This is a genomic window from Actinoplanes sp. NPDC051851, assembly GCF_040681165.1.
Taxonomy (GTDB): Bacteria; Actinomycetota; Actinomycetes; order Mycobacteriales; family Micromonosporaceae; genus Actinoplanes.
In genome coordinates this window covers 75,381-89,176 of the sequence record NZ_JBFAYF010000028.1, presented here as the reverse complement: position 1 = coordinate 89,176, position 13,796 = coordinate 75,381, and the positions used below count along the sequence as shown (strand labels likewise).

Sequence of the window (13,796 nt, the reverse complement as noted above, 5' to 3'; positions counted from 1 at the left end):
CCCTCTCGCCGGCCTGTCGTGTACGTCCGGAGGAGCTCCTCGCAGGTGAACAGTCTCTGGCGGAACCGTGAGTTCAATCTGCTCTGGGCCGGCCAGGCACTCTCCGACCTCGGCTCCACCGTCGCCACGCTGGCCGCGCCGCTGCTGGTGCTGGCGATCACCGGCTCGGCCGTGCAGGCCGGGCTGGTCGGCACCGTGGGCCTGATCGTCCAGCTGATCTGCCGTCTGCCCGCCGGGGTCCTCACCGACCGGGTGGACCGCCGCCGGGCCCTGCGCGCCTGCGACGCCGTCCGCGTCGTCGCGTACGCGATCCTGACCGCGGCCGTGGCGACCGGCAACGCCGGGCTCGCCCTGATCATCGCGGTGGTGGCGGTGGACGGCGCCTGCGTGACCCTCTTCGACACCACCGAGCGCGCCGCGCTGCGCAGCATCGTGCCGGCCCCGCAGCTGCCCGATGCGATCGCCCGCAACGAGGCCCGGGTGTACGGCGCCTCGCTCGCCGGTCCCCCGCTGGGCGGCCTGCTCTTCGGGCTCGGCCACGCCTGGCCGTTCCTCGGCAACACCGTCTCGTTCCTGGCCTCGCTCGCCGGGGTCAGCATGATCCGCAAACCGCTCCAGGAGAAGCGCGTGGAGCCCGCCGCCGGGCACGCCGCCGCGCTGGCCGAGGGCATCCGGTTCGTGCTGACCGAGCCGTTCCTGCGGGCGGTGCTGCTGATCGCCGCGCCGCTGAACTTCGCGATCAACGGCGCCATCTTCGCGATCATCCTGAACCTGCAGCGGCACGGCACCCCGCCCGGCGTGATCGGGCTGACCGAGACCATCGTCAGCGCGGGCGGGCTGGCCGGCGCGGTGGCCGCCCCGGCGATCCAGCGCCGTCTGCCGCTGGCCCGGCTCGTTCAGCTGCTCTGCTGGACCACGCCGGTGGTGCTGGCGCTCAGCGCGGCGCTCGCGGAAAGCCTCGCCGCCGCGGTGCCGGTGGCGATCGCGGTGGCGGTCGGCCCGGCGATCAACGCGGCGCTCTTCGGCTACCAGGCCGCGATCACCCCGGACCACCTGCAGGGCCGGGTGGTCAGCGTGGTCTTCGTGGCCGCCAAGTCGGTCGCGGTCAGCGCTCCCCTGGTGGCCGGGTTGCTGGTCACCGCGTGGGGCGGCTCGCCCACCCTGCTGTTCTTCGCCGCATCGGTGCTGATCTCCGCGGGGACGGCCACGGCGGGGGCGGGGATCCGTACCATGAAGGCTCTTGAAGCGACCGCCTAGCGCGAGCGGAGCACGGAGATCTCCGGCCGGAGAGCCGCGCGACTAGGATTGATAGTTGCCGGGGCGCTCTAGCCGTGCTGCCGCACTGGCATTACCCTCCGGTAACAAAGACGTTACCTACCCTCGGTCCTTGGTTGAAGGCGGCGCCCGATGGCTCTTGAGGTTCCCTACCGGTCGATCCCGGACATGCTGTTCCAGCGCGTGGCCAAGACCCCGGACGCGCGGGCGTTCGCCGGGCCGAACGCGACCGACGACGGCATGGACTGGCTGAACTGGCGCCAGGTCGGCGAGCGGGCCCGGGCGATCGCCGCCGGCCTGCGCGAGCTCGGCGTCGGCCTGGAGGACCGGGTCGCGATCCTCTCCGGCACCCGCCTGGAATGGGTCCTCGCCGACCTCGGCATCAACGTCGCCGGCGCCGCGGCCACCACGGTCTACCCGACCACCGAGCCGGAGGACACCGCGTTCATCGTCTCCGACTCCGGGTCCAAGGTGCTCATCGCCGAGAACCCGAAGCAGGCGCTGAAGATCGCCGGCAGCGAGTCCAGCGTGACCACGGTGGTGCTGATCGACGGCCCCGCCGACGCCGGCGCGACCCCGCCGCAGATCACCCTCGCCGAGCTGGAGGAGCGGGGCGCCGCAGCGCTCCGGCAGCAGCCCGGCCTGATCGACGGGATCGTCGAGCAGCTCGGCCCGGAGAACGTGGCCACCCTGATCTACACCTCCGGCACCACCGGCCGCCCCAAGGGCGTCGAGCTGCTGCACCGCGGCTGGACCTGGGAGGGCGTGGCGCAGGACCACCTCGGCCTCTTCTCCCCCACCGACCTGCACTACCTCTGGCTGCCGATGGCGCACGCGTTCGGCAAGACGCTGCTCTGCGGCATCGTGCACGTGGGCGTGCCGACCTACGTCGACGGCCGGGTGGACAAGCTGATCGACAAGCTCGCGGTGATCCGCCCGACGCTGATGTGCGCCCCGCCCCGGATCTTCGAGAAGGTCTACAACAAGACCGTCACCAGCGGCCTGAGCGGCGGCGGCCTGAAGCCGAAGATCTTCAGCTGGGCGGTGGCCACCGGCAAGCGCAAGGTCGCCCTGGAGCAGGCCGGCAAGCCGGTTCCCGCCCTGCTCACCGCGGAGTACGCGGTCGCCGAGAAGCTCGTCTTCTCGAAGCTGCAGGAGAAGCTCGGCGGCAACCTGCGCGTGCTGGTCAGCGGTTCGGCCGCGCTGAGCCGCGAGATCGCCGAGTTCTTCGCCGCCGCCAACCTCCCGATCCTGGAGGGCTACGGCATGACCGAGGCGTGCGCCGGCAACTTCGTGAACCGCCGCGGCCGCCTCAAGATCGGCTCGGTCGGCGAGGCGATCGGCGACATCGAGGTACGCCTCGACACCGACGGCGAGGTGCTGCTCCGCGGCGCCCCGGTGATGCGCGGCTACCACAACCTGCCCGAGGCGACGAAGGAGGCGTTCACCGAGGACGGCTTCCTGCGCACCGGCGACATCGGCGAGCTCGACGCCGACGGCTACCTGCGCATCACCGACCGCAAGAAGGACCTGGTCAAGACGTCCGGCGGCAAGTTCATCGCCCCGTCCGCGATCGAGGGCGCGTTCAAGGCGGTCTGCCCGTACACCTCGCAGGCCATCGTGATCGGCCAGTCCCGCAACTTCGTCACCATGCTGATCTCGCTCGACGAGGACGCGATCGCCGGCTGGGCGGCGCAGGGCCCGCTCGCCGGGAAGTCCTACGACCAGATCGTCGCCGCCCCGGAGACGCACGCCCTGGTCGAGGGCTACATCAAGGAGCTGAACGACCGGCTCAACCGCTGGGAGACGATCAAGAAGTTCACCATCCTCCCGCGCGACCTCAGCATCGAGGCCGGCGAGATCACCCCGTCCATGAAGATCAAGCGCCGCAGCGTGGAGACCAACTTCGCGGCCGAGATCGACAAGATGTACGAGGGCTCGCTCGCCCAGCTCTGACCGGGCCGTCCGGGGCCCCTTAGAGTGATCGCATGGAGGAGCCCCGGAGCGCGGCACAGCGGAAAGCGGACATCCTGGCCACGCTCGGCGCGCCGGTCGCCGACGTGTGGGTGGCGACCGCCGACGGGGACCGGCCGTTCCTGGTGCCGCTGACGATGGCCTGGATCGACGAACGGATCGTCCTGGCCACCGGCACGGACACCCCGGTCGCGCGGAACCTGGTCGCCCGCCGGCGGGCCCGGGTCGCGGCCGGGCACACCCGCGACGTCGTGATGATCGACGCGGTGCTGGAGGAGGTTCACCGGGCCGACCGGGCGGAGCGGATCGGGGCCGCCTACGTCGCCCAGAACGACTGGGACCCCCGCGCGTCCGGCCCGGGATACTCCTTCCTCGTGCTGCGGCCGGAGCGCATCCAGGCCTGGCGCGAGGTGAACGAGCACCCCGGCCGCACCCTGATGCGCGACGGTGTCTGGCTGGTCTAGCCTGTGTTTCGGAGCCCGGGCTAGTAGGAGCCGGTCACCCGGTAGGTCACCGTGCCGGTGTACACGCCCGCCTTCTGCAGGTGGTCGACCTTGAGGCGGTTGGTGACCGAGACGGTGTCCCCGCCGACCGTGGTCGGCTTGGTCGCGGTCACCGCGGTCTCCCCCGCCGAGGTGTACCCGGCGTACGCGCCCGCCGTCCCCGCGAAGGAGCCGGCCCCGCTCACCCCGACCGTGTAGCCGAAGTGCCCCGCGGTGAACGACGACGCCGGGCTCGCCAGTCCGCTGGAGACCGCGCTCAGCGTCCCCGCCGTCCCGGTCAGCGCCGTCCCGGCGATCGTCAGCGAGTACCCCCTGGTCGCGTCGGTGTGGACGTTCACCGCGGAGACCAGCGTGGTGTCGGCCCGCAGGAACGGGTCCACATAGATCACCTGCTGGGCAGGCGCGGTGACCGTGGCGTCCGGATTCGGCAGGACCAGGACCGCGGACGCCGTGCTGAAGTACACCGCGCCGGAGGAGGAGACGTCGATGCCGCCTCCTCCGGACGTACGCGAAGTGATGGTGCTGTAGTAGAAGTTGCTGGAGGCGGTGTTGGTGAAGCCGGCGACCGAGAGGTACATGTGCCGTCCGGCCGGCACGGTCACGGGCGAGCTCAGCGTGTAGGTCAGCGTGCTCCCGGAGAGGGTCACCGTCCCGGTCTTCGGCAGGTGCACGGCGCTGACCAGGTAGAGACCGGAGCCGCTCGCCGCCGCCGGCACGGTGATCGTGACGCTCCCGATCGTCGCGCCGGTCCGGGCCACGAACTCCCAGCCGTAGATCACCCCGGTCGCGCCGGCCGTGGCGTCCGAGACCCAGAAGTACGCGCCCCCGGTCTCCACGGCGATCGAGCGCACCCGCAGCTCTCCCGCGTTCGGGAAGTACAGCGTGCCGGACGAGTCGAACGCCATCCGCCCCGGCGTGTGGATCCGGGCCGAGGTCGCCGCCGCCGCGCTGCCGTCGCCCGCCCAGGAGTAACTGTTGTACTTGCCGGCCAGGTGGTGGATCACCCCGTGCTTGTCGACGCGGCGGATCACACTTCCGCCGTACGGCGCCGCGGTCGAGTCCCCGTCGGCGATGTACAGATTGCCGTCCGCGTCGGTCTCCAGCCCGTCCGGCGAGTCGAGCACGGCCGCGGTGGCGAGCCCGCCGTCCCCGGCGTCCGACAGCGGCGAGGAACCCGTCCCGGCCACCGTGGTGATCACGCCGTTGCGGATCCGGCGGACCACGTGGTTGCCGGTGTCCGCGATGTAGACGTCCCCGCTGTGCTCGTCGACCTTGACGTCCCGCGGCCCGTTCAGCTTGGCGCCGGTGGGTGCGCCGCCGTCCCCGGAGTACCCGGACGTGCCGGTGCCGGCCACCACGCTGATCGCGGTGCCGTTCATCATCAGGATCCGGTTGTTGCCGGTGTCCGCGATGTAGATCCGCCCGCTCGCGGTGACCGAGACGCCCCACGGCGAGCTGAGCAGCGTGGTGGCCGCGACGCCGGTGGTCGTCGAGCCGGACGTGCCGGTGCCGGCCACCGTGCCGATCACGCCGCCGGAGACCCTGCGGATCCGGTGGTGCCCGGTGTCCGCGATGTAGACCGCACCGCCGGAGTCGACCGCGACGTCCTGTGGCGTGGAGAGGTTCCCGCTGGTCGCGGCGCCGCCGTCGGTCGCCGTGGTGCCGCCGGTCAGTCCGGTTCCGGCGAACGTGGTGATCACTCCGGCGGAGACCGTACGGACGAGGTTGTTCCCGGTGTCGGCGATGTAGAGCCCGTTCGAGGAGTCGAACGCCACCCCGCCCGGCCGGTAGAGCTGCGCGTCGGTGGCCGGGCCGCCGTCCCCGCTCTGTCCCCACCAGCCGTTGCCGCCGACCGTGGAGATGTTCCCGCCGGGGATGAAGCTGCGGACGCCCCAGTCCTTCGCACCCGCGTCGCTGATCTGGTCGCCGCCCTGGGAGACGTAGAACCGCCCGGTCGACGCGTCCTCGACCAGGTCGGTCGGGTGGTCCAGGGTCGCCGAGGTCGCCGCGCCGCCGTCGCCGCCCATTCCGGCGGTCCCGGTGCCCGCGATCGTGCTGATCGTGCCGCCCACGGTGAACCTCCGGATCCGGTTGTTCGCCGAGTCGGAGATGTAGACGACGTCCGAGGAGTCGATGACGATGCCGCGCGGGCAGTTCAGGCCGCTCGCGGTCGCCAGGACGCCGTCCACCGCCGTACCGGAGATCAGCGTGCTGTTCCCGGCCACGACGGTCTTCGAGGCGCCGGCCGAGGTCCAGCGGTAGACCACGTGGTTCTGGCAGTCGGTGACGTAGACGTTGCCGGCGCTGTCGAACGCGATGTTGCTGGGCCGGTTGAGCCCGGAGGCGAACGTGGTGACCGTGCCGCCGGAGTACTTGAGCACCTTGCCGTTGTAGGTGTCCGCGATGAACCCGTCGCCGGAGGAGTTGAACGCCACGCCCTGCGGGTTGTTCAGGCCGCTGCTGATCGGTGAGCTCATGATGCCGGTGCTCATCGTCACCTTGCGGATCTTGTTGTTCAGCTGGGCCGCGATCCAGAGGTCACCGGCGGCGTCCACGGCCAGGTCGGCGGGGGTGTTGATGCCCGCCGAGGTGGCCGCTCCGCCGTCGCCGTTGCTGTTGTTCGCGCCCATGCCGGCGATCACCGAGGTGAGCCCGGTGCTCAGCGTGATGCTCCGGACCACGTTGGCGAAGATGTCCGCGACGTAGAGGACCGTACCCGCGGCGTTGAGTGCCAGGCCCCGCGCGCCCATCGCGATCGCGGTGGCCGACTTGGCGTTGGCCCCCGGTCCACCGGCGACGGTGGCCAGGTCCCCGGCGTTGGCGGCCCGCGCCGGGGTGGCCGCCACCAGCTGCCCGGCCAGGAGCACCAGGACGCAGATCAGCGCGGCCCGGGTACGGGTACGGGCACGGGTCAATCGGCGCATGCGGACGCCCGGCGTCGCCACGTCTGCCGGTGCCTCCCCTTCCGGTCACGGCGTTCGGCGGCCAGCAGCAGCCGGCGCCGCCGCAGCCAGTAGAGGTAGCCGCTGAGCGCCACCGCGACCGCGCCGAGCAGGATGAGGGTGAGCCACGGGATGATCAGGATCGACCGGCCGTCGCCCTCGGCCATCTGCAGGATGCCGCTGCCGCTGCCGTACAGGACCTGGGCCTGCGGGCGGGCGATCAGGAAGAGACCGTGCGCCGTGTACTCGTACTCCAGGTGCCGGGTGGTGCCGGACGGGAAGAGCTCCATCTGGTCGGTGGCCTGGAACGTCCCGACGTTCTCCTTGGTCAGCGTGGAGTCCACCTTGACCTGGCCACGGCCGAGCGCGGCCGCCTCACCGACGTTGCTGACCCGGAACTCGCCGCGGAACGTCGAGCCGAGGTGGATCCACGAGGTGTCGTCGACCGTGACGGCCATCTTCCGGTCCCGGGAACCGGGGATCTCGACGGTGAGCAGCGCGCCGATCTGGTGGTAGACCTTGACCGCCGCGGACGCGCCGCTGGGCTGGGCCTCGACCACGAACCCGATCAGGTAGATGTCCGGCAGCAGCCCGGCCGGCCGGTGCAGGCTGACCGGGACACGCTGGTAGGTGCGCGCCGCGAGCTCCAGCGAGGACGGGAAGGTGGCCGTCTTCGACCAGACGCCGTCCGCCTGGTCGGAGAACTCGACCTGGCCGTCGTCCTTCGCCGTCACGCCGGTCGCCCGGATCGCCACGGTGAGCGCCTGGTCGCCGTTGTTCGCGATGGTCAGCTGGGTGTCGACGTCACCGTTCGCGTCCGGTTCCAGCCGCTCCGCCGAGGTGCTGACCGAGAAATCGGCCGCGGTCGCCGCGGCGGCCACCGGTGCGGCGAGTGCGACGGCCGGGCCCGTGCCGGCCACGACCAGGGTCGCCGCCAGGGTCGCGGTCAGAGCGGTCAGCCTGCGCACCGGTGGCCCCTTCCTTGCCTTCTTCGGGTACGGGTTCAGTAGCTCGGCGTCACGGAATAGGTGATGCTGGCGTTGTAGTCGTCGGCCTTGAGCAGGTAGTCGACCTGCGCCCGGTTCCGGAGCGTGATCGCGTCACTGTTGGTCGGCCCGGTCGAGGTGTAGATCGAGCTGGACCAGGTGCCCGCCGTGTACCCGGCGTACCCGGTGCCGATCTGCCCCTGCACCGACCCGCTGCCGCTGGAGCTGGTGCTGGAGTGCACCGTGTAGCCGAAGGTGTCCGCGCCCGGCGAGGAGTTCGAGCCGGCCACCGTCCCGCTGACCGCGCCGAGCGTGCCGCCCCGGTTCGCGCCGAGCGGCTGGTGGTTGATCTGGGTCCGCAGCGTGTACCCGTTCGCCGCGTTGGTGGCCACGGTCAGCGCGACGTCGTGGGTCTGCGTCTGCAGCGCGCTCACCGACGGGTCCATCACCAGCCCGAACGTGGTGGTGTCGCTGCTGAACGCGGTCGACTGGGCGACCACCACCTTGACCGCGGTGGAGGTGTCGTTGATCGCCACGGTGTTGCTGGTGCCGCTGTCCAGCGTCGCGGGCCCGCTCACCTCGGTCGTCACCACGCTGCTGTACGAGTTCGCGGTGGAGGTGTTGGTGAAGCCGTCCAGCGAGATCAGGACCCCGGTGCCCGCGGCGACCGAGGCGGGCGTGGTCACCGTGAAGGTCACCGTGTTCGTGCCGGTGTTCAGGCTGGCGGTGCCGGTGCTCAGCCCGTACAGGTCACCGACGGTGAGCGAGGCGCCGGTGGTCCCCGAGGGCACCGACATCGTCACGTCCGCGATGGTGCCGGTGGTCGCCGTGGTGAAGGTCCAGGTGTACCGCACGCTGCTGGTGCCGGGCTGCGGCTGGGACACGGACCAGCCGACCGAGGAGAGCGCCGCGGCGTACGCGGGCGCCGCCACGGCGAGCGTCGCGACCGTCGCGACCGCGGCGGCGGCAGCGATCCGGCGTTTCGCGGTGAGCAGCATGAGGACTCCGTGGGGCCGTGGGGAAGGACTCGCGTTCCCATCGGCGAGGAAGATCCGCACCTGAGATCATCGACGCGGCCTCCTCCCCCGGCCCCGGCGGAAACGAGCCTCACGGTCCTGGCCGAACCACCGCATGGCCGCGCCGGGCGGGCTCAGGCGATGACGGCCGGGGTGCGCCACGTGGGGCGGGGGGCCCGGTCGAGGTCGTGGCGGACCGAGGCGATCCGGCGGACGGCCTCGGTGAGGTCGTCGGCGGCCAGCGTGAAGGGCAGCCGGAGGAAGCGCTCCAGGGTGCCGTCCAGGCCGAACCGGGGGCCGGGCGCCAGCCGGACGCCGACCTCCTCGGCGGCCCGGGAGAGCGCGCTGGAGATCGGCCCGTCCATCTCGGCCCAGAGCGTCACGCCGCCGGCCGGGACGGAGAAGCGCCACTCGGGCAGCATCTCGCGCAGCGCGGTGACCAGGGTGTCCCGGCGGAACCGCAGCTGCGCCCGGCGGGCCTGGACGATCTCCGTACTCTGCTGCAGCAGCCGGACCGCGACCAGCTGCTCCAGCACCGGGCTGGCCATGTCGACACCGACCCGGATCGCGGCGAGCCGCTGCACCATCGGGGCCGACGCGCGCACCCAGCCGATCCGCAGGCCACCCCAGTACGGCTTGCTCATCCCGCCGATCGACATCACCCGGGAGTGCCGGTCGAAGGCGGCCACCGGCGGCGGCATCGCGGTGTCGTCCAGCGGCAGCTCCACGAAGGACTCGTCGGCCACCAGCTCGGTCCCGGTGGAGTGGGCGGTGGCGACCATCCGCTCGCGCAGCTCGGCCGGCATCAGGTGCCCGGTCGGATTGTGGAATTCCGGGATCACGTACGCCAGACGGGGCCGGGTCTGCCGCAGCGCCCCGAGCAGCAGCTCGCCGTCCCAGCCGGTCGCGGTGTCCATGCCGTGCGTGCTGATCCGGGCCCGGCGGGCGGCGAGCGCGGCCAGCGCGTTCGGATAGGTGGGCGTCTCCACCAGCACCGGCGCGCCGGCCGGGACGGAGAGCCGGAGCACCAGGTCGAGGGCCTGCTGGGTGCCGCTGGTGATCAGGACCTGCTCGGCCGAGGTGGGCACACCGCGCTCGGTGTAGCGGTCCGCGATCGCCGCGCGCAGCTCGGCCAGGCCGGTCGGGTGGTAGCCGGCACTGCCCAGGTAGCGCGGCAGGTCCTCGGCGGCGGCCCGGGCGGCGCCGACCAGCTCGACCGGGGCGGCGGAGGCCGCCACCCCCATGTCGATCATGTCGAGGTCGTCGTCCGGGGTCCAGAGCCCGGAGGTGGCCACCCGATGGCCGGTCGGCAGGGTGGTCCAGCTCCCGGCGCCGCGGCGGCTGGTCAGGTGGCCGGATTCGCGGAGCGCCCGGTACGCCGCCGAGACCGTGGTCCGGCTGATCCCCAGGGCTTCGGCGAGCTCCCGTTCGGCGGGGAGGCGGACACCGAGGGCCAGCCGCGCGTCGGCGAGCAGACCCCGGACGGCGGCGGCCAGAGCGGCGTAGTCGGGGCTCTTGTGCCGGCCGGGCAGGGAATGCCACCGGCCCAGCAGACGGGCCAATTGGTCACCGCGTACCGACGTTGTCATAGCCACCTCCGTGGATTGGCACTTTATCATCGAGGAATTGGCATCGGCCCCGGTCAAGATGTGATCTGCAACTTGCACATACCGCACAGGGGTGCGAATCCCGAACATTGGGACGCGCCGACCCCGAAGTACGGCATATGCGGTTCCAGTCCGGTTAAGACCCGTATTGCGGGTGGTCACGAGCCGGTGATCATCCGGACACATTCGCTTCCGGGCGCGCTCATGGCACGGCATCATTGCGGCATGGGGGTCGGCGGCTGGAACTGGAACGACGCGTGGGTCTTCGTCTCCGCGGTCATCGCCGAGCGCCTCGAGCGTGACCGGGCGATGCACGCGGCACTGCCGGTCACCGGAGCGACGCTCGCCGATCTGCTGGCCGCGGCCGACTTCCTGCACCACAGCGTGCCGAGCCGCGACGACCTGCAGGAGGCGATCCGCCGCCTCTCCGGCGCCGGCCTGCTCACCGTGGAGGACGACATCATCGAGGTCGCCCCGGCCGGCGAGCAGCTCTGGCGCACCCGCCCGTTCAGCGGCCTCTCCTCGGCGGTGATGACCCTGCAGGCCCAGCTCAACCGCGCGAGCCAGCCGGGCTACACCGACTGGTCCCTCGACGACCAGACCTACAACGCCGCCGTCCGCGAGTACAGCCTCCGCCTCGCCGACGGCCGCTGACGCCACCGCGGTGGCGTCGACCGCGCACAGCCGCGCGTACGGTTAGATATGCGGAGGGGAATGCCGTCCAGCAACGATTCGGGGTGAAACCGATGGCCCGACCCGGAACGGCGCCATTCACCCTGACCGTCGCGGAGACACTTCGCCTGATCCGCGACGGCCGCTTCCGGCCGTACGCATTTCATCGCCCGTTCGCCTGGACGTCCCAGCAGAGCGTTCCCTTCTTCGAGAGCATCATCGCGGGACTTCCGACGGGCACGATAGTCGTCACCGAAGGACCGGCCGAGGCGGAACGCATCCAGTTCGGCAGCATCGGCATCGATGCGACCGCGGATCCCCTCGCCCTGTGGGTTCTCGACGGTGTCCAGCGTCTCAGCACGCTGGCCGGGGCACTGCTGGGCGATGACTCAACGCCGGCCTCCCTCCGACTCGTCTACGACGTGGAGACAGAGTCGGTAACCGAGCGCAAAGCCGGCACGACGCTGCTGTCGCATCAGTTGCCGCTCGACGCGCTCAACGACACCCACAGGTTCACGGCCCGGCTTCTCGACCTCGAGGCATACAGCACCGACGCGGTCGAGCGGGCGGTGGACGTCCGGACACAGATCCTCAACTACCCGCTTCTCCTGGTAAGGATGTCGGGAGTCTCCTCCGAGTCGGCCGCCGAGGTGTTCGTCCGGCTCAACGCGAACGGCGTCGCGCTCAGTCGCGCAGACCTGTTCCACGCCCGGCATCCCCGCACCGATGAAGACTCGGATATCGATCTGCGCGCCATCGCCGACCGGCTCGCAGGCATGGGACTCGGCCGGTCCTCGGAGAATGTCGCGCTCGACATCATCCAGATGTCCGGCATCACTGAGAATGACACCGAGAGCCGGGCACCGAACCTGACGAACGCCCTCACGAAGGCCACTGACTGGCTGCGCGACGAGGCCGGCATCCCGCACCTGTCCCTCTGGCAGCCGCACGCCAATCATCTACCCACGCTGGTCAGGTTCTTCCAGCTGAATCCGTCCGCTTCGCCCCGAGCCCGGATTCTTCTGCGCCGCTGGCTGTGGCGAGCGATGACGAGTCCCCGGCACAGCACCTCTAGATACGCGGGGGCGCTGCTCCACGGCGAAGACTCCGCGGACGCTGCCCGGCTGCTTCGCCATGTGCCGTCCAAGGCTCCGGCCAACGGCCTCATCGCCCAGATCAGCAAACCGCTGGCGCTGGCCGCCCTCGGTCCTCGTTCCTTGGCGACGGGTGCTCTCCTGCCTCTCTCCGATCTGATGGCGGAGCACGGCCACGACGTGTCGCACCTCCTCGCCGGTGTTCCGATTCTGTCGGCGCCCGACGACGGCGATGTGGAGAGCCTCATCGACACGATCGACGATCCTGACCTGCTGGCCTCGCATGCCCTCTCCGCCGAACTGGTGGAGACCCTGAAATCCGGGGACGTCGCCGCCTTCCGGAAGGGGCGGAAGCGACTTCTGGGTGATCTCCTACGGCCCGTTGTGGCCCGCTACGCCGAGTGGGGCGCCTCGGACCGGCCCGCCATCAGCGCCCTTCTCGTCACGGACGACGTTCCGGGAGGGGACCTGGTGCATGTCGGCTGAGCGCCCGCTGCGTCTACTCGTCAACCTTCACGACGTCACCGTCGGCGAGATGACGCTGCAGAAAAACGCCATTCAGTTCACCCCGGACACTCATTACCTCGAAACACAGCCGCGACATGTGCTCGGCCAGACGTTCGAGGACGACCCCACGCGGACCAGATCGAGTCGGCAACGACTGACGCCCTGGTTCTCGAACCTGTTGCCGGAGAAAGCCGGTCCGCTACGCGAGATCGTTGCTCGCCAGCTGGGTGTGCATCCCGAGCGCGAATTCCACCTGATAGCCGGATTAGGGCACGATCTTCCTGGAGCCGTGACCCTGGTACCCCTGGATGACTGGGATCCCGTCGACGAGTCGGACGACGCGCCATCGGGACAGGACGGTCTGGAAGGCGTACGACTCAAGTTCTCCCTGGCCGGTATCCAGCTCAAGCTGTCCATGCTGCGTGATCGTCGCGGTCTCACCTTTCCGGCGACGGGTGAGGGCGGAAACTGGATCGCCAAACTCCCGTTCCACGAATTCAGCCAGGTTCCCGAGAACGAATACTCCATGATGACCTGGCTGAAGGAGTCAGGAGTGGATGTGCCCACCATCGAACTCCTCCGGGCCGAGGATGTAGGTGGGATTCCGGAAGGCCTGATCGATCCCGGCACCAAGGTCTTCGCCATCGAGCGGTTCGACAGGACCGACGACGGACGCCGCCACATCGAGGACTTCGCACAGGTCTTCGACGTCTATCCCGAAGAGAAATACCGGCACGCGAACTACGAATCGATCGGAAGGGTCCTCCTGAGCCTGGCCGGCGAGAACGCTGTTCGCGAGTTCGTTCGCCGGCTGGTCGCCGCGGTCCTGATGGGCAACGGCGACGCTCACCTCAAAAACTGGTCCCTGATCTACGACAATGATCGGAAGGCCACCCTCAGCCCGGCATACGATTTCGTGTCCACGGTCGTCTACAAACCGTTTCGGGCGGACACCCTCGCGCTGAACCTCAACCGGTCGAAAGACTTCAAGGCCGTCACACCGGCGACCTTCGAGCAGTTCGGCACGCGAATCGGCTACCCACGTCCGGAAGACCTGGTCGACGTGGCGGCCGCGTTCGCCGCATCGATGCGTACGACCTGGTCCCGGCTCGCACGCGATCTTCCGTTGTCCGAGGATATGGCCGCTCTGATCAATGCGCGCCTGCGCGACCTCCCGTTGGCTCGGGCGGTCTGAAACCGCGCCCACGGCCGTACCGGAA

The 13,796-nt window shown here is 70.4% G+C and carries 10 protein-coding genes; 6 read left to right on the top strand and 4 right to left on the bottom strand.

The features are described 5' to 3' along the window. Positions 1-45: 45 nt before the first annotated feature. From AB0M08_RS25505 to AB0M08_RS25495, 3 genes are all read left to right on the top strand, one after another. Positions 46-1,257: an MFS transporter gene (locus AB0M08_RS25505; protein WP_364497914.1), complete on the top strand. Its 1,212-nt coding sequence runs from the start codon at positions 46-48 to the stop codon at positions 1,255-1,257. Positions 1,258-1,407: 150 nt separating this feature from the next. Continuing rightward, positions 1,408-3,231 (top strand): long-chain fatty acid--CoA ligase, encoded by a 1,824-nt coding sequence (locus AB0M08_RS25500; protein WP_364497911.1) that lies wholly within the window; start codon positions 1,408-1,410, stop codon positions 3,229-3,231. Between the two features lie 32 nt (positions 3,232-3,263). Next, positions 3,264-3,713 (top strand): pyridoxamine 5'-phosphate oxidase family protein, encoded by a 450-nt coding sequence (locus tag AB0M08_RS25495; protein ID WP_364497908.1) that lies wholly within the window; start codon positions 3,264-3,266, stop codon positions 3,711-3,713. 20 nt (positions 3,714-3,733) lie between these two features. Here AB0M08_RS25495 and AB0M08_RS25490 read toward each other — a convergent pair whose 3' ends face one another. The 4 genes from AB0M08_RS25490 to AB0M08_RS25475 form a co-directional block, all read right to left on the bottom strand. Further along, complete coding sequence (locus tag AB0M08_RS25490; RefSeq protein WP_364497905.1) at positions 3,734-6,676, bottom strand: hypothetical protein; 2,943 nt, start codon at positions 6,674-6,676, stop codon at positions 3,734-3,736. Continuing rightward, positions 6,664-7,662: a hypothetical protein gene (locus tag AB0M08_RS25485; protein WP_364497902.1), complete on the bottom strand. Its 999-nt coding sequence runs from the start codon at positions 7,660-7,662 to the stop codon at positions 6,664-6,666. Before AB0M08_RS25485 ends, AB0M08_RS25490 begins: the two co-directional genes overlap by 13 nt. A gap of 35 nt (positions 7,663-7,697) precedes the next feature. After that, on the bottom strand, positions 7,698-8,678 hold the full coding sequence (locus AB0M08_RS25480) for a hypothetical protein (RefSeq protein ID WP_364497899.1): 981 nt from the start codon (positions 8,676-8,678) through the stop codon (positions 7,698-7,700). A gap of 152 nt (positions 8,679-8,830) precedes the next feature. Next, positions 8,831-10,285: a PLP-dependent aminotransferase family protein gene (locus tag AB0M08_RS25475; protein WP_364497896.1), complete on the bottom strand. Its 1,455-nt coding sequence runs from the start codon at positions 10,283-10,285 to the stop codon at positions 8,831-8,833. A gap of 243 nt (positions 10,286-10,528) precedes the next feature. Between AB0M08_RS25475 and AB0M08_RS25470 the strand changes: the two genes are divergently transcribed. From AB0M08_RS25470 to AB0M08_RS25460, 3 genes are all read left to right on the top strand, one after another. Continuing rightward, entirely contained in the window at positions 10,529-10,957 is a 429-nt protein-coding gene (locus AB0M08_RS25470) for a hypothetical protein (protein ID WP_364497894.1), read from the top strand. Between the two features lie 92 nt (positions 10,958-11,049). Continuing rightward, positions 11,050-12,555 (top strand): DUF262 domain-containing protein, encoded by a 1,506-nt coding sequence (locus AB0M08_RS25465; RefSeq protein ID WP_364497891.1) that lies wholly within the window; start codon positions 11,050-11,052, stop codon positions 12,553-12,555. Next, complete coding sequence (locus tag AB0M08_RS25460; RefSeq protein ID WP_364497889.1) at positions 12,545-13,771, top strand: type II toxin-antitoxin system HipA family toxin; 1,227 nt, start codon at positions 12,545-12,547, stop codon at positions 13,769-13,771. Before AB0M08_RS25465 ends, AB0M08_RS25460 begins: the two co-directional genes overlap by 11 nt. The last annotated feature ends 25 nt before the right edge of the window (positions 13,772-13,796 follow it).

Coding starts and splice junctions, on each gene's coding strand:
- AB0M08_RS25465 (WP_364497891.1), top strand. CDS start 11,050: ATGGCCCGACCCGGAACGGCGCCATTCACCCTGACCGTCGCGGAGACA.
- AB0M08_RS25495 (WP_364497908.1), top strand. CDS start 3,264: ATGGAGGAGCCCCGGAGCGCGGCACAGCGGAAAGCGGACATCCTGGCC.
- AB0M08_RS25480 (WP_364497899.1), bottom strand. CDS start 8,678: ATGCTGCTCACCGCGAAACGCCGGATCGCTGCCGCCGCCGCGGTCGCG.
- AB0M08_RS25490 (WP_364497905.1), bottom strand. CDS start 6,676: ATGCGCCGATTGACCCGTGCCCGTACCCGTACCCGGGCCGCGCTGATC.
- AB0M08_RS25500 (WP_364497911.1), top strand. CDS start 1,408: ATGGCTCTTGAGGTTCCCTACCGGTCGATCCCGGACATGCTGTTCCAG.
- AB0M08_RS25475 (WP_364497896.1), bottom strand. CDS start 10,285: ATGACAACGTCGGTACGCGGTGACCAATTGGCCCGTCTGCTGGGCCGG.
- AB0M08_RS25460 (WP_364497889.1), top strand. CDS start 12,545: ATGTCGGCTGAGCGCCCGCTGCGTCTACTCGTCAACCTTCACGACGTC.
- AB0M08_RS25470 (WP_364497894.1), top strand. CDS start 10,529: ATGGGGGTCGGCGGCTGGAACTGGAACGACGCGTGGGTCTTCGTCTCC.